Annotated in this window: 14 protein-coding genes; 7 read left to right on the top strand and 7 right to left on the bottom strand. The window is 76.6% G+C overall.

Annotated elements, in window-relative coordinates; all coding sequences use genetic code 11:
- Window positions 1–67: 67 nt before the first annotated feature.
- Entirely contained in the window at window positions 68–907 is an 840-nt protein-coding gene (locus AC07D6_RS17220; protein ID WP_315879179.1) for a siderophore-interacting protein, read from the bottom strand.
- Between the two features lie 49 nt (window positions 908–956).
- Window positions 957–1,865, bottom strand: a complete 909-nt coding sequence (locus AC07D6_RS17215) for a 5'-3' exonuclease (protein WP_479045304.1) — start codon at window positions 1,863–1,865, stop codon at window positions 957–959.
- A 137-nt stretch (window positions 1,866–2,002) separates the two neighbouring features.
- On the opposite strand from AC07D6_RS17215, the gene AC07D6_RS17210 reads away from it, so the two are divergent.
- Together AC07D6_RS17210 and AC07D6_RS17205 are read left to right on the top strand one after the other, a co-directional pair.
- Window positions 2,003–2,560, top strand: a complete 558-nt coding sequence (locus AC07D6_RS17210) for a helix-turn-helix domain-containing protein (protein ID WP_315879180.1) — start codon at window positions 2,003–2,005, stop codon at window positions 2,558–2,560.
- Entirely contained in the window at window positions 2,560–3,279 is a 720-nt protein-coding gene (locus AC07D6_RS17205; protein ID WP_479045302.1) for a helical backbone metal receptor, read from the top strand. Before AC07D6_RS17210 ends, AC07D6_RS17205 begins: the two co-directional genes overlap by 1 nt.
- On the opposite strand, the gene AC07D6_RS17200 is transcribed toward AC07D6_RS17205, so the two are convergent.
- A complete protein-coding gene (locus tag AC07D6_RS17200; RefSeq protein WP_479045135.1) occupies window positions 3,206–4,378 on the bottom strand; it encodes an SLAC1 family transporter in 1,173 nt (390 codons plus the stop codon). The genes AC07D6_RS17205 and AC07D6_RS17200 overlap by 74 nt on opposite strands.
- 70 nt (window positions 4,379–4,448) lie before the next feature.
- On the opposite strand from AC07D6_RS17200, the gene AC07D6_RS17195 reads away from it, so the two are divergent.
- Window positions 4,449–5,351 (top strand): LysR family transcriptional regulator, encoded by a 903-nt coding sequence (locus AC07D6_RS17195; protein ID WP_479045133.1) that lies wholly within the window; start codon window positions 4,449–4,451, stop codon window positions 5,349–5,351.
- 84 nt (window positions 5,352–5,435) lie between these two features.
- Here AC07D6_RS17195 and AC07D6_RS17190 read toward each other — a convergent pair whose 3' ends face one another.
- The 3 genes from AC07D6_RS17190 to AC07D6_RS17180 form a co-directional block, all read right to left on the bottom strand.
- Window positions 5,436–6,158, bottom strand: coding sequence for a gamma-glutamyl-gamma-aminobutyrate hydrolase family protein (locus AC07D6_RS17190; protein WP_479045131.1), 723 nt, complete (start codon window positions 6,156–6,158; stop codon window positions 5,436–5,438).
- Complete coding sequence (gene eat, locus AC07D6_RS17185; RefSeq protein ID WP_479045129.1) at window positions 6,155–7,666, bottom strand: ethanolamine permease; 1,512 nt, start codon at window positions 7,664–7,666, stop codon at window positions 6,155–6,157. Before eat ends, AC07D6_RS17190 begins: the two co-directional genes overlap by 4 nt.
- A gap of 132 nt (window positions 7,667–7,798) precedes the next feature.
- The gene (locus AC07D6_RS17180) at window positions 7,799–8,521 is read right to left on the bottom strand and encodes a FadR/GntR family transcriptional regulator (RefSeq protein ID WP_479045127.1); all 723 of its coding nucleotides are present in this window, start codon (window positions 8,519–8,521) and stop codon (window positions 7,799–7,801) included.
- A 78-nt stretch (window positions 8,522–8,599) separates the two neighbouring features.
- Here AC07D6_RS17180 and AC07D6_RS17175 point away from each other — a divergent pair, with 78 nt between their 5' ends.
- The 4 genes from AC07D6_RS17175 to AC07D6_RS17160 are packed head-to-tail and all read left to right on the top strand — an operon-like array spanning window position 8,600 to window position 13,090.
- Window positions 8,600–9,976, top strand: a complete 1,377-nt coding sequence (locus AC07D6_RS17175) for a glutamine synthetase family protein (RefSeq protein ID WP_479045125.1) — start codon at window positions 8,600–8,602, stop codon at window positions 9,974–9,976.
- 7 nt (window positions 9,977–9,983) lie between these two features.
- Entirely contained in the window at window positions 9,984–11,384 is a 1,401-nt protein-coding gene (locus AC07D6_RS17170; RefSeq protein ID WP_479045123.1) for an aldehyde dehydrogenase family protein, read from the top strand.
- Between the two features lie 3 nt (window positions 11,385–11,387).
- Window positions 11,388–12,179, top strand: coding sequence for a 3-oxoacyl-ACP reductase (locus tag AC07D6_RS17165; RefSeq protein WP_479045121.1), 792 nt, complete (start codon window positions 11,388–11,390; stop codon window positions 12,177–12,179).
- A 20-nt stretch (window positions 12,180–12,199) separates the two neighbouring features.
- The gene (locus AC07D6_RS17160) at window positions 12,200–13,090 is read left to right on the top strand and encodes a DUF2510 domain-containing protein (RefSeq protein ID WP_479045119.1); all 891 of its coding nucleotides are present in this window, start codon (window positions 12,200–12,202) and stop codon (window positions 13,088–13,090) included.
- A 4-nt stretch (window positions 13,091–13,094) separates the two neighbouring features.
- Here the strand turns inward: AC07D6_RS17160 and AC07D6_RS17155 are convergent, their stop codons facing one another.
- Entirely contained in the window at window positions 13,095–14,297 is a 1,203-nt protein-coding gene (locus AC07D6_RS17155) for an amino acid deaminase/aldolase (RefSeq protein ID WP_479045117.1), read from the bottom strand.
- Window positions 14,298–15,361 lie beyond the last annotated feature (1,064 nt).

Raw genomic sequence — 15,361 nt, 5'->3', positions numbered from 1 at the left:
CCCACCACTCGGGCCCGCACGGGGGAGTGCGGGCCCGACGCGGGACGAGTGCGGGAGAGGCCCCGCCTCAGGCGGACTGCTCCTCGCGCTCCACCTGGGCGTTCCACTCGCGCTTGACCGCGCGCCACGCCTCGTCCGACTTGCCCAGGCGCCAGTACCCCGAGATCGACAGGCGCTCCAGGGGGACGCCGCGGTCCTTGCGCAGGTGGCGGCGGAGCTCCCGCACCGCGCCCGCCTCGCCGTGGACGAACGCGTGGACGTCGCCCTCGGGGAAGTCCAGGTTCCGCACGGCCTCGACCAGCGCCTCGCCGACCGGACGGCCGCGGCGCGGCAGCCAGCGGACCTCCGCGCCGGCCGGGGCGGTGATCTTCAGCTCGTCGTCCGCCTCGCCCACCTCGATGAACGCGTACGCCGCGGCGCCGTCCGGCAGCCCCTCCAGCGCCGCCGCGATCGCCGGCAGGGCGCTCTCGTCACCCACCAGCAGGTGCCAGTCGGCCTCCGGGTCCGGCGCGTACCCACCGCCCGGGCCGAGGAACCGGACCGTCTCGCCGACCCGCGCCCGCGCCGCCCAGGGGCCGGCCAGCCCCTCGTCGCCGTGCACCACGAAGTCGACCGTCAGCTCCCGCTGCACCGGGTCCCAGGCGCGCACCGTGTACGTGCGCTGCGCCGGCCACTGGTCGCGCGGCAGCTCCTCGCGGATCCGCTCCAGGTCGAACGGCTCCGGGTACGCCACGCCCTCCGGGGCGAACAGGATCTTGACGTAGTGGTCGGTGAAGCCGCTCGTGGCGAAGGAGGTCAGCCCCTCGCCTCCGAGCACGATCCGCACCATGTGCGGAGCGATCCGCTCGGTGCGCACCACCTGCGCCTCGTGGGCCTTCGGTGTCCTGCGGGACGGCTCATCGGCCACGGCGTACTCCCCGAAACGTAGTTAGCTTAGGTATACCTAAGCTAACACTTCATCGGGGAAGAGCGGAGAGCAGTCGCTCCAGCGCCCCGCCCAACCCCCACCTTTCAGCCAGGGCGTGCACGGTCTCCGGGTCCCTCGGGCCGGCCGGCAGCGCCGGGTCGAGGGGCGGCAGCGGAACGTCGTCCGCGACCCGCACCACCTTCGGCGCGACCGCCAGGTAGTCCCGCGCGCCGTCCAGCCGCCGGCGCTGCGCCGGGGTCAGCCCCGCCGCCGGGTCGTCCAGCGCGGCCGTGATCCCCGCCAGGTCCCCGAACGACTCCAGCAGCTTCGCGGCGGTCTTCTCGCCGATGCCCGGCACCCCCGGCAGCCCGTCGCTCGGGTCGCCCCGCAGCGCGGCCAGGTCCGCGTACCCCGGGCCGTCCACGCCGTACTTCCCGCGCAGCCACTCCCCGTCCACCACCTGGAGCGTCCCCACGCCCTTGACCGGATACAGCACCCGCACCCCGCGCGCGTCGTCCACCAGCTGGAACAGGTCGCGGTCGCCCGTGACGATGTCCACCGGCCCCGCCGCCCGGCCCGCGAGCGTGCCGATCACGTCGTCCGCCTCGTACCCGGCGGCCCCCGCGCGCGCGATGCCCACCGCGTCCAGCACCGCCTCGATCACCGGGACCTGCGGCGACAGCGCGTCCGGCACCTCCTCCTCGTCCGGCACGCCCGGCCCCGTCGCCGCGGCGACCCGGTGCGCCTTGTACGAGGGGATCAGCTCCACCCGCCAGGCCGGCCGCCAATCCGCGTCCATGCAGGCCACGAGGTCGTCCGGGTGGTGGTCCCGCACCAGCCGGGCGATGAAGTCGAGCAGCCCGCGCACGGCGTTCACCGGCGTGCCGTCCGGGGCCCGCACCGAGTCGGGGACCCCGAAGTAGGCCCGGAAATAGAGGGAAGCGGTGTCGAGGAGCATCAGGCGTCGCGTCACCCCTCGCATGATGCCGTACGCCACTGACAGAACAACCGGCGCAGCGCTTCCGCCGTTTGCGCTACTCGGGCGTACCCGCGCTGCGTAAGGTTGTCGGAAGAGGGAGGGAAGGGAGGGAAGACATGGACGACAAGGAAACACCGCGGGTCGGCGCGGCCGTGCGCAGGAGGCGCAGGGCGCTGTCGCTGACCCTCGCCGCCGTCGCCGAGCGCAGCGGCCTGTCCGTGCCCTTTCTCAGCCAGATCGAGAACGAGCGCGCCCGCCCCAGCATGCGTTCCCTGGAGTGCATCGCCGACGCGCTGAAGACCACCGCCGTCGAACTGCTCGACGCGGGCGACGCCGCCCGCACGGTCGACGTCGTCCGGGCCGCGGCGCGCGCCGACGACCCGGGCGCGCCGGCCGGCGTCCGGGCGCTGGTGCGCGGCGAGCACCAGATGCACGCCGACGAGTTCACCGGCGAGCACGACGCCGGCCGTGAACTGGTCCTCCGCAACGACGCCCTGCTGTACGTCGCCGACGGCACCGCGGAGGTGGAGGCCGAGGGCCGCGCGTACCGGCTGGAGCGCGGCGACACGCTGTACCTCTCCGGCGGGGTCCGCCACCGCTGGCGCGCCTCCGGACCGGGCACGCGCGTGCTCGTCGTGTCGGTGGCGCCCCACATGGAGGCGGCGGAGCAGTGATCCGGGTCGTGTCGCTGGTGCCGTCCCTCACCGAGGCCGTCGCCGTGACCGTGCCCGGCGTCCTCGTGGCCCGCACCGACTGGTGCGTCCACCCGGCGGGCCTCGACGTGCCCCGGATCGGCGGCACGAAGAACCCGGACGTCGCCGCGGTCGTCGCGCTCCGCCCCGACCTCGTCGTCGCCAACGAGGAGGAGAACCGCCCCGAGGACCTCGCCGCCCTGCGCGCCGCCGGCCTCGACGTCCTCGTCACCGAGATCCGCGACCTGGAGCAGGGGCTGCGCGAACTGGACCGGGTCCTGCGCGCCTGCGGCGCCGCCTCCCGGCCCCGCTGGCTCGACGAGGCCGAGGCGGCCTGGGCCGCGCCCGCCCCCGACGAGCCGCCCCGCAGGGCGGTCGTCCCCGTCTGGCGCCGGCCCTGGACGGTGCTCGGCCGGGACACGTTCGCCGGCGACCTCCTCGCCCGGCTCGGCGTCGCCAACGTGTACGCGGACCACCCCGAGCGCTACCCGCGCGTACCGCTCGACGAGCTCCGCGCCCGCGGCGCCGACCTGGTCGTCCTGCCCGACGAGCCGTACCGGTTCACCGCCGACGACGGGCCCGAGGCGTTCGGCGGACTGCCCGCCGCGCTCGTCGACGGGCGGCACCTCACCTGGTACGGGCCGTCCCTCGCCCGGGCGCCCCGGGTGCTGGGCCGGGCCCTGCGAGCAGCGTTCCGCTGACCAGGCCCCGTACCGTCCCCGAGGCCGCCGCCAGCCACCCGGCGACCAGCAGGGCGTACAGCGCCACCGCCGCCCCGTCGAGCACCACCAGGCCCGTGTGCCGCGCCAGCCCCTCCAGTCCCGTCACGCACGTCCCGACGGGGAAGGTGAACGCCCACCACGTCATCGCGAAGCGCATCCCGCGCCGCCGCGCCCGCACCACCAGCGCCCCGACCAGCGCCAGCCACAGCAGCGCGAACCCCGTCACCGGCAGCCCGTACGCCACCGCGACCCCCCGCGCGTACGGCACGCCCGGCGCCGCGTCCGCGAAGGCGCCGACCGCCGTCACCGACTGGCCCAGCGGGCCCAGGACCAGCAGCAGCGCCGGGGTCGCCGCGACCGGGGGCGGGCCGGCCGTCACCAACCGGCCGAAGACCAGCGGGAGCACCAGCAGCGCCGCCAGCGCACTCAGCCCGAACAGGGCGTGGCAGACCGCGAGGAGCGTCCCCCGCGCCTGCCCCTCCGACAGGTGCGGCGCCAGCAGCGGCCCGGTGGCCGCCGACACCATCGGCGCGACCACCGGCAGCAGCCACAGCGGCGACGCCCCCTCGACGCGGTGCCGCACCACCATCAGGTACGGGACGCCGACCGCCGCCGCCAGCCCGGCCGCCGTCCCCGCCGCCCACAGCACGGCCCCCAGGGCCACCGCCGCGCCCGCGCCGACCCAGTCCCGCCCGACGAGCAGCGCCCCGCCGCCGACCGAGGTCAGCGCCATCGCGAGACAGCCGTAGAACGGCGCGACCGCCGGGTCCAGCAGGTGCGCCCGCGCCTGGTCGCGGTGGCGCGCCCAGTGCGCGGCGCGGGCGCCCAGCAGGACGGCCAGCGCGACCAGCGCCAGCGCCCACAGCGCCGTGCAGGCGGTGCGCAGGCCCGGCACGCGCAGGGGCAGGCCGGTGCCCGCGGTGCCGACGATCGCGGTGCCCATGACGGCGGCGTAGTAGTGGGGGCCGAGGTGTCGGACGCCGGCGGCCCGTGGGCCCGGCCCCGCGCCCGCGCCCGCGCGGAGGCGGGGCCGGGGGAGGGGCCGGGGCTGGGGCGGGGGTTGGACGAGGGTGGCCATGACCCCACCCTGACCGTGAGGAGCACCCCCGACCAGGCACCTTGCCTCTATGGCCCCATAAGCTGGGTTTATGAGTCTCTCCCATCGTGTGCCCGACCTCGGAGCCCTGGAGCTGCTGCTCGCCGTCGCGCGGCACGGCAGCCTCGGGCGGGCGGCGCGCGAGGTCGGCATCACGCAGCCCGCCGCCAGCGGCCGCATCCGCTCCATGGAGCGGCAGCTCGGCGTGGCCCTCGTCGACCGGTCGCCCCGCGGCTCCCGGCTCACCGCCGCGGGGGCCCTCGTCACCGACTGGGCGCGGCGCGTCGTCGAGGCGGCGGAGGCGTTCGACGCGGGTGCCCAGGCGCTGCGCGACCGCCGTGACTCGCGGCTGCGCGTCGCCGCGTCGATGACCATCGCCGAGTACCTGCTGCCCGGCTGGCTGATGGCCCTGCGCGCCGAGCGGCCCGACACGGCCGTGTCGTTGCAGGCGGGGAACTCCGCCGCGGTCGCCGCCCTGCTGCTCGCGGGCGACGCGGACCTCGGGTACGTGGAGGGCCTCGCCGTCCCGGAGGGGCTGGAGGGCGTCGTCGTCGCCCGCGACCGGCTGGTGGTCGTCGCGGCGCCGTCGCACCGCTGGGCCCGCCGCCGCGCCCCGGTCACCCCCGCCGAGCTGGCCGGGACGCCGCTGGTGCTGCGCGAGTACGGCTCGGGGACCCGGCAGGTCCTCGACTCGGCGCTGGCCGCGCACGGCGGACTCGCGGCGCCGCTGATGGAGCTGGCCTCGACGACGGCGGTGAAGGCGGCGGCCGTGAGCGGTGCGGGACCGGCGGTCCTGAGCGAACTGGCGGTCACCGAGGAGCTGGCCTCCCGCCGCCTGGCGGAGGTCCCGGTCGAGGGCGCCGACCTGCGCCGCGCCCTGCGCGCCGTGTGGCCGACCGGCCCCCGCCCCACGGGCCCGGCCCGTGACCTGCTGTCCCTGTCGCGGGCCCGCTGAACCGCTCGCGGGCGGCCCGACCCCTCGGCTCTGGGCCCCTCGGCCCCGGTCCTCTCAGCCTCGGCTCCCTCGGCCTCCGGCCGCTCAGTCCCGGCTTCCTCGGCCTCCGGCCGCTCGGCCCCGGGCCGCCCGGGCCGACGCGGCCCGCACCAGCCCCGCCATCACGCGCGGGTCGTCGCCCATCTCCGGGTGCCACTGCACGCCCAGCACCCAGCGGCCCGGCAGCTCGACCGCCTCCACCGTCCCGTCCCCGGCGTACGCGGACGGGACGAGCCCCGCGCCGAGCCGCTCCACCGCCTGGTGGTGGTACGTCGGGACCTCCGCCGCCCCGGGGACCAGCGACTCACAGCGCGTCCCCGGCACCGGCTCCACCACGTGCCGCCCCAGCCGGCCGACCCCGGCCGTGTGCCCCTCCAGGTGCTGGAGCAGCGTCCCGCCGAGGGCGACGTTCAGCAGTTGCATGCCCCGGCAGACGCCCAGCACCGGGACGCCCGCCGCCAGGGCCGCGCCGACCAGGGCCAGCTCCCACGCGTCGCGCTCCGGTGCCGGCGGGCCCGTCCTGGGGTCGCGTGCGGCCCCGTACCGCACGGGCTCCACGTCGGCGCCGCCCGCGAGCACGAGCCCGTCCAGCCGGGCCACGGCCGCCGGCGCCGCGTCCGGCCCGTCCGGCGGGAGGAGCGCGGCGAGCCCGCCCGCCGCCTGGACCAGCCGCGGGTACGCGGCCGGCAGCAGCGCCGCGGGCAGCTCCCACACGCCCCACCTCGCGGAGTCGAGGTACGTCGTCACCCCGATGAGCGGCCGGTTCACGCGGGACGCTCCGTCCGCCCGCGGCCGAGTTCGGCCTCGGCCGCCGCCAGCGCCGCGAACTCCTCCTCCGGCGCGCTCGCCACGAGGCGGTGCCGGCTGTAGAGCGCGAAGTAGGCGGCGGCGACCGCGTACACCCCGAGCGCGAGCCCCGCGGCGACCGCGTCCACCAGGAACGTCGCCACCAGCGCCGCCAGCGCCAGCACCAGCGCCACCGACGAGGTCACCGCCCCGCCCGGCGTCCGGTACGGCCGCTCCAGCCCCGGCTCGCGGCGCCGCAGCACGATGTGGGACAGCGCCATCAGCGCGTACGAGACGGTGGCGCCGAACACCGCGACGTTCAGCATCCGCGCCCCGTCGCCGGAGCCGGCCGCCAGCGCGAAACCGGTCGCGCCGAGGACCAGCAGCCCCGGGTACGGCGCCTTGCGGCGGCTCGTCAGCGACAGGAACCGCGGCAGGTAGCCGGCCCGCGACAGGGCGAACAGCTGCCGGGAGCCCGCGTAGACCAGGGAGAAGAACGACGCGACCAGACCGGCCAGGCCCGCGTAGTTCACGAACCGGCTCAGCGCGGTCGGCCCGTCCTCCCCCTCCAACGCCACCACCAGGGGGTTCCCCGCGTCCTGCACGGCGGCGGCGCCCCGCGCCCCGGTCGCCGCGAGGAGCGTCACCACGGCCAGCACCGCCAGGACGCCCATCGACAGCGCCAGCGCCCTGGGCAGCGACCTGACCGGGTCCTTCGCCTCCTCCGCGGCGAGCGGCACGCCCTCCACGCCGAGGAAGAACCACATCCCGAACGGGAACGCCGCCCAGATCCCGAGCAGTCCGTACGGCAGCCACGAACCCGCGCCGAACGCGCCCGCGTCGACCGGGATGTCGTTCAGCCGGTCCACCCGGAACCCGCCGAGCGCGCCCGCCGCGAAGACCAGCAGCGCCACCACCGCGACCGCCGTCACGACCAGGCTGAAGCGCAGCGCCTCGCCCACCCCCCACAGGTGGATGCCGACGAACACGACGAAGCACGCCAGGTGCACGGGCCACGCGGACTCCAGCCCGAACAGCCCCAGCGACTCGACGTGGTCGCCGATGAAGAGGGAGATCGCGGCGGGGGCGAGGACGTACTCGACGAGGACCGCCGTGCCGGTGAGGAAGCCGCCCCAGGTGCCGAGCGCCCGCCGGGCGAAGCCGTAGCCGCCGCCCGCGGCGGGCAGGATCGCCGACAGCTCGGCCAGCGCGAAGACCAGGCACGCGTACATCAGGCCCATCAGGGCCGTGGCGACGGCCAGCCCGCCGAAGCCGCCCTTCGCGAGGCCGATGTTCCATCCGGAGTAGTCCCCGGAGACGACGTACCCGACGCCGAGCCCGGTGAGCAGCAGCCAGCCGGCGCTGCCCCGCCGCAGCGCGCGGCGCTCCAGGTAGCCGTCACCGGTACCGGGCGGCGGCGACGCCTCGCCGCCAGAGGTGCCCGGGGTGCCCGGGGCGCCCGAAGGGCCCGGGGTGTCTTCCAGCGTCATGGCAGCGTCAGCTCCCCGCGTCGGGTCCGACCCAATGGAATGACCCCATACCATTGCGTCACGGTGCGGTCGGCGCAAGCCCTCCGCCCCGCGTCCCCGCGCCGGTGCTCCGACGCGCCCCCGCCGCGCTCCTCACGCCAGGAACCCGCGCAGCAGCGCCGCCGTGCCCGCGCAGTGCTCCCGCGCCGCCTCCCGCGCCCCGTCGGCGTCGCCCTCCAGCACCGCCTCCACGAGCGCGTCGTGCTGCTGCTGGGCGTGCTCCAGGTTCCGCACGAGCAGCGGGATGCAGTCCAGCAGGTCGTTCACGGTCGCCCGGACCGCCGCGTACTGCGCCGTCAGCGTCGGCGAGCCGGACAGCTCCGCCAGCGTCAGGTGCAGCAGCGTGTCCTGCCGCCGGTAGTCGTCCAGCGGCGCGTCGTGCGTCGCCCGCAGCGCCGCCCGCAGCCGGTCGGCCTCGCCGCGCCCCAACCCCCGCGCCGCGCACAGCCCCGCGGCGCCGGTCTCCAGCACCTCCCGGAACGACAGCACGTCCTCCAGGTCGACCGCCGCCGTCCGCCGCCGCAGCTCCTCCCCGCCCGCCCCCCGGCCCGGGCGCAGCACGAACGTCCCCCCGTACCGGCCGCGCCGGCTCTCCACCAGGCCCTGCTCCTGGAGCACCTTCAGCACCTCGCGCAGCGTGACCCGGCTGATGCCCATCCGCTCCGCCAGCTCCCGCTCCGCCGGCAGCCGCTCCCCGGCGGGCACCAGGCCGAGCCGCACCACCTGCAGGATCTGCTCCAGGGCCTCCTCGAACCCGTTGCCCGCGCGCACCGGCCGCAGCACCGGCGTCAACCGATCGGATGCCCGCTCCACCACCACGGTGACGTCCCCTTCCCAGCAAAGGTCTCCGGCAATACCTTATGGCTCCCGGCTGACCCAAGGAGGACCCACCCCGTGGCAGACCGCACACCCCCGCTCCCCGTCGGCGAACTCCGCGCGCTCGTCGCGAACGGCGAGATCGACACCGTCGTCCTGGCCTTTCCCGACATGCAGGGGCGGCTCCAGGGCAAGCGGTTCGCGGCCCCCTTCTTCCTGGACGAGGTGCTGGAGCACGGCACCGAGGGCTGCGCCTACCTGCTCGCCGTCGACGCCGACATGAACACCGTCGACGGCTACGCCATGTCCTCCTGGTCCACCGGCTACGGCGACTTCGCCCTGCGCCCCGACCCCGCCACCCTCCGCCGCATCCCCTGGCACCCCGGCACGGCCCTCCTCCTCGCCGACCTCGCCTGGCACGACGGCACCCCCGTCGCCGCCGCGCCCCGCCAGATCCTCCGCCGCCAGCTGGAGCGGCTCGCCGCCCGCGGCTACACCGCCCACGTCGGCACGGAGCTGGAGTTCATCGTCTTCAAGGACACCTACGAACAGGCGTGGGACGCCCACTACCGCGGCCTCACCCCCGCCAACCGGTACAACGTCGACTACTCGATCCTCGGCACCGGCCGCGTCGAACCCCTCCTGCACCGCATCCGCACCGAGATGGCCGGCGCCGGACTGACCGTCGAGTCGGCCAAGGGCGAGTGCAACCCCGGCCAGCACGAGATCGCCTTCCGCTACGACGAGGCCCTCACCACCTGCGACCACCACGCCGTCTACAAGACCGGGGCCAAGGAGATCGCCGCCCAGGAGGGCGTCTCCCTCACCTTCATGGCCAAGTACGACGAGCGCGAGGGCAACTCCTGCCACATCCACCTCTCGCTCCGGGACGCCGACGGCCGCAGCGCCATGGCCGGCGACGGCCCGCCGGGCACCCCGGCCGCCCTCTCCCCCCTCATGCGCCACTTCCTCGCCGGACAGCTCGCCGCCCTCCGCGAGTTCTCCCTCCTCTACGCCCCCCACATCAACTCCTACAAGCGGTTCCAGCCCGGGTCCTTCGCCCCCACCGCCGTCGCCTGGGGCCACGACAACCGCACCTGCGCCCTCCGCGTCGTCGGCCGCGGCCCCTCCACCCGCTTCGAGAACCGCCTCCCCGGCGGCGACGTCAACCCGTACCTCGCCGTCGCCGGACTCGTCGCCGCCGGCCTGCACGGCATCGAGCAGCGCCTCGAACTCCCCCCGCCCTGCACCGGCAACGCCTACGCCGGCGGCCACGCGCACGTCCCCACCACCCTCCGCGAGGCAGCCGCGCTGTGGGAGGACAGCGCCCTCGCCCGGGCCGCCTTCGGCGACGACGTCGTCGCCCACTACCTGAACATGGCGCGCGTCGAACTCGCCGCCTACGACGCCGCCGTCACCGACTGGGAACTGCGCCGCTCCTTCGAACGCATGTGAGGCCGCCTTGACCACCGAGACCACCGGGCCCCACGTCCCGGACCCCGCCACCGAGCTCCACGTCCTGAACCCCGCCACCGGGGACCGCGTCGCCGCCGTCCCCGCCACCACCGCCGCCGGCGTGGACGCCGCCGTCGCCCGCGCCGCCCGCGCCCAGCGCGCCTGGGCCGCCGCCGCCCCCGCCGACCGCGCCCGGCTCCTGCGCCGCTTCGCCACCACCGTCGACGACCACCTGGAAGAACTGGCCCTCCTGGAGGTGCGCGAGGCCGGCCACACCATCGGCAACGCCCGCTGGGAGGCCGGCAACGTCCGCGACCTCCTCGACTACGCCGCCGGGGGAGTGGAGCGGCTGACCGGCCGGCAGATCCCCGTACCCGGCGGGATCGACGTCACCTTCCTCGAACCCCTCGGCGTGGTCGGCGTCATCGCCCCCTGGAACTTCCCCATGCCGATCGCCGCCTGGGGCACCGCCCCCGCCCTCGCCGCGGGCAACGCCGTCCTCCTCAAACCCGCCGAGGCCACCCCGCTCACCGCGCTCCGCCTCGCCGAACTCACCCTCGACGCCGGCCTGCCCGAACACCTCTTCCAGGTGCTCCCCGGCGAAGGCCCCGTCACCGGCGCCGCCCTCGTCGAACACCCCGGCGTCGCCAAGATCGTCTTCACCGGATCCGCACGCGTCGGCAAGGGCGTCATGGCCGCGTGCGCCGCCCGCGTCAAGCGCGTCACCCTCGAACTCGGCGGCAAGAACCCCAACATCGTCTTCGCGGACGCCGACGTCGAGGCCGCCGCCCTCGCCGCGCCCATGTCGTTCCTCGACAACGCCGGCCAGGACTGCTGCGCCCGCACCCGCGTCCTCGTCCAGCGCACCGTCCACGACCGGTTCCTCGAACTCCTCGCCCCCGCCCTGGAGAAGGTCGTCGTCGGCGACCCGGCCGACGAGGGCACCCAGATGGGCCCCCTCATCTCCCGCGCCCAGCTCGACCGCGTACGGTCCTACGTCCCCGACGGCGCCGCCGCCCTGCGCGGCAGCGCCCCCCGGGGCCCCGGCTTCTGGTACCCGCCGACCGTCCTCACCGGCCTCGCCCCCGACGCGCCCGCCGCCACCGAGGAGGTCTTCGGCCCCGTCGCCGTCGTCCTCCCCTTCGACGACGAGGACGACGCCGTGCGCCTCGCCAACGCCACCGACCACGGACTGTCCGGCTCCGTCTGGACCCGCGACGTGGGACGCGCCCTGCGCGTCTCCCGCGCCGTCCAGGCCGGCAACCTCTCCGTCAACTCCCATTCCAGCGTCCGCTACTGGACCCCCTTCGGCGGCTTCAAGCAGTCCGGCGTCGGCCGCGAGCTGGGCCCCGACGCCCTCACCGCCTTCACCGAGACCAAGAACGTCTTCATCAGCACGGAAGGCTGACCCATGACCGAGAGCACGGACACCCCCGTCTGCCGCCGCCTCGTCGGACGCACGGCCGTCGTCACCGGCGCCGGCAGCGGCATCGGCCTCGCCGCCGCCCGCCGCCTCGCCTCCGAGGGCGCCCGCGTCGTGTGCGGCGACATCGACGAGACGACCGGCAAGGCCGCCGCCGACGAGACCGGGGGCCTCTTCGTACGCGTCGACGTCACCGACCCCGGCCAGGTCGAGGCGCTGTTCGAGGCCGCGTACGACACGTACGGCAGCGTCGACGTCGCCTTCAACAACGCGGGCATCTCCCCGCCCGACGACGACTCGATCCTGGAGACCGGACTGGAGGCGTGGAGGCGCGTCCAGGAGGTCAACCTCACCTCCGTCTACCTCTGCTGCAAGGCGGCCATCCCCCACATGCGCCGCCAGGGCCGGGGCTCCATCATCAACACCGCCTCCTTCGTGGCCCGCATGGGCGCCGCCACCAGCCAGATCTCGTACACCGCCTCCAAGGGCGGCGTCCTCGCCCTCTCCCGCGAGCTGGGCGTGCAGTTCGCCCGCGAGGGCATCCGCGTCAACGCCCTGTGCCCCGGCCCCGTCAACACCCCGCTGCTGCGGGAGCTGTTCGCGAAGGACCCCGAGCGGGCCGCGCGCCGCCTCGTCCACGTCCCGGTCGGCCGGTTCGCGGAGGCCGAGGAGATAGCCGCCGCGGTCGCCTTCCTCGCCAGCGACGACGCGTCCTTCGTCAACGCCACCGACTTCCTCGTCGATGGCGGGATCTCCGGTGCCTACGTCACCCCCCTCTGAGGGCTGACTACCCTGACCGCATGAACATGACGACACCGCCGGGCTGGTACCCGGACCCGGCCGCACCCGCGGTGGAGCGCTGGTGGGACGGCACCGCCTGGACCGGCCACACCCGCCCCGCGGGCGGCCCGCCGGCGGCCGTCGCACCCCCGGGGCGGTCCGGCGGCCGTGGGACCCGGATCGCCGTCGCGGCGCTCGCCGTGGCGGCGGTCACGGCCGCCGCGCTCCTCCTCCGCCCCGACGGCGGCGAGACCCCGGCCGCCGCGCCGCCGGCCCCCTCCGCCCCGGCGCCCGCCGCGTCGACCCCGGCGACCCGGCCGTCTCCCGCCCCGAGCGGGGACGGCTCCGTCCTCGTCGACCAGCTCAACGGCATCAGCCTGCCCCTGCCGAAGGGCTGGGAGAAGGCGGAACTCGGCATCGACCAGGCCCCGACCATGGTCACGACCGGCGACCGCCCGTGCCCCAACAGCACCCGCTTCTGCCGCCCCGGCCGCGTCCTGTCCCGCACGCTCGCCTCCGCCGCCACCACCCACCGGGCGATGGCCGAACAGGACGTCGCGGAGGCCGCCGAGCAGCTGTACGGCGAGGACGTCCTCGGCAACAAGCCGTACGGGGGCGTCACGGCCCACCGGGTCGTCGCCGCCCGCCAGGCCGTCGTCGCCGGCCGCACCGGCTACCTCGTCCGCTGGCGGGTCACCACCGGCAAGGGCCCCGGCGGCCACGTCCAGTCGCTGGTCTTCCCGTCGCCCGGCGGGGTCGAACAGCCCGTCGCCGTACGGTTCGCCTTCGACGCCGGGCCGGACGGGCCGCCGCTCTCCGTCATGGACGAGATCACCGAGGGCATCCGCCCCATCGGCGGCTCCACCAGCGGCGGCGTGGGCAGCAGCATCGCCCCCGGCGGCGACGGCTGACCCGCTACAGGAACGTCCGCCCCTCGCCGCGGTAGGTGGGCACGGCCGCCGTCACCCGGTCGCCCTCGACCAGGTGCAGCCGGTCGAACCGCTCGCACAACTCGCCCGCCTTCGCGTGCCGGAACCACACCTTGTCGCCGATCAGCAGATCGTCGGCGGCCGCGCCCAGCAGCGGCGTCTGCACCTCGCCCGGCCCCTCCATCGGGTCGTAGCGCAGCCCCTCCGGCAGGTACGGCACCGGCAGCCGGTCCCGGCCCGCCGCACCCGACGCCGGGTACCCGCCGCCCAGCACCGTCACGACGCCCGCGCCCGGCCGGCGCACCACCGGCTGCGCGAACAGGGCGGCGGGCCGGCCGCTGAACGACGTGTAGTCGTCGAACAGCCGGGGCACGTACAGCCCCGACCCCGCGGCGACCTCCGTCACCGCGTCCTCGGCCGCCGTGTACTGCACGCTCCCGGTGCCGCCGCCGTTCACGAACTCCAGGTCCGGCGCGACGGCCCGCACGGCCGCCACCACGGCCGCCCGCCGCTCCGCCAGCTCCCGCCGCGCCACCGACTGCATCAGCCGCACCGCCCGCGACCGCACCGGCCGGCCCGCGACCGCGTCACCGACCCCCGCGACGTGCCCCTCGTACGCCATCAACCCCACCAGCCGGAACCCCGGACGGCGCGCCACGGAGCGGGCCAGCTCCGCCACTTCGGCCGGTCCCCGCAGCGGTGACCGCAGCGCACCGATCCGTATCCGCCCCCCGAGCAGCCGCAGCGAGGTGTCCAGCTCCAGGCAGACCCGCACCACCTCCCGGCCGTTCCCGCGCGCCGCCTCGATCAGGTCCAGTTGCGCCGCGTCGTCCACCACCACCGTGACGGAGCGGGCGAGTTCGGCGTCGGCGGTCAACTCCGCGAAACCGGCGCGGTCCGCCGAGGGGTACGCCAGCAGCACGTCGTCGAAGCCGGACCGCGCCAGCCACAGCGACTCCTCCAGCGTGAACGACATCACCCCCGCGAAGCCGGGCCGTGCCAGCACCCGCTCCAGCAGCGCGCGGCAGCGCAGCGACTTGCTCGCGACCCGGATCGGCTTGCCCCCGGCACGGCGTACGAGGTCGTCGGCGTTGGCGTCGAAGGCGTCCAGGTCGACGACGGCGAGCGGAGCGTCGAGACGCGCGGTGGCCCGGTCGTAACGGGCGCGGTCAGCGGCACGGGGAGTCATGGGCCAGAGCGTGCCAGACCCCGTTACCCGGGGGTAGGGGCCGGGGGCGGGACGTTCCGGTCAGATCCGCCCCGACCTGCGGCCGCGTTCCCGCGGGCCCGTCGGCAGCCTTTAGAGTGACGCCTACACGCCGGCGAACGGGCCTGCTCCGACGGCGTCACCGGTACGAGGACGAGGGGGGCCGATGAGCACCGAGGCACGACGCCCGGCCCCTCGGCCCGAGCCCTCCGCGGAGACCGCCGCCCGCCTCCGCCCCGCCCCCCACCCGTCCCCCGCCGGCACGCCCCCCGGCAGTGCGCCCGCGCCCGCGCCTGGGGCCACGCCCGCGCCCGCGCCCCGCGCCGGGCGTCCGGCCGCGCGACCCGGCGGCCCGGCGGCGCCCCGGGGCGCCGACTCCCCGGCCGCCTGCGCCCCTTCGGCCCCACCGACACCGGCCACTCCACCGACACCGGCCGCCCCGCCCGACACCGGCCGCCCGGCCACCCCGCCCGGCGCCCAGGAGCCGCCCGCCCACCGCCCGGCCGCCGCTTCCGCATCGCACGACACCGGAACGACGCGCCCGCGCCCGGCGCCCCGGGGCGCCGACGCCCCGCCGGTGGGCCGCGAGCCGCACGGCCCCGCCCCGGAGCCCGTCCGCCCGGCCGGCGCGGGTGCCGGGCGGACACCCTCGTCGTCCGCGTCCGGCGACGGACCCCGCCGAACCGCCTCCGCACCCAAGGCCGTTGATTCGACGGCCCCCGCCTCCGGGACGGCCCCCGCCCCTAGGACGGCCCCCACCCCCGGGACGGCCCCCACCCCCGGGACGGCCCCCGCCTCCGGGACGGCCGCTGCGCGTCCGGCGGGTGCCGATCGCCGTCCGGCCGCCGCGGAAGCGGTGCCCGCCGACTACCGGCGCCCGGCCGGCGCGGGTGCCGGGCGGACGCCCTCGTCGTCCGCGTCCGGCGACGGCCCCCGCCGGACGGCCTCTGCCTCCCTGCCCACGGCCGCCGGTTCGACGGCCCCCGCCTCCGGGACGGCCCCCACTCCCGAGACGGCCCCCACTCCCAGGACGGCCCCTCCCTCCA

This window comes from Streptomyces sp. NPDC045287, from assembly GCF_056432325.1.
The sequence above is the reverse complement of the archived record's forward strand: the minus strand, read 5'-3'. Positions and strand labels throughout refer to the sequence as shown.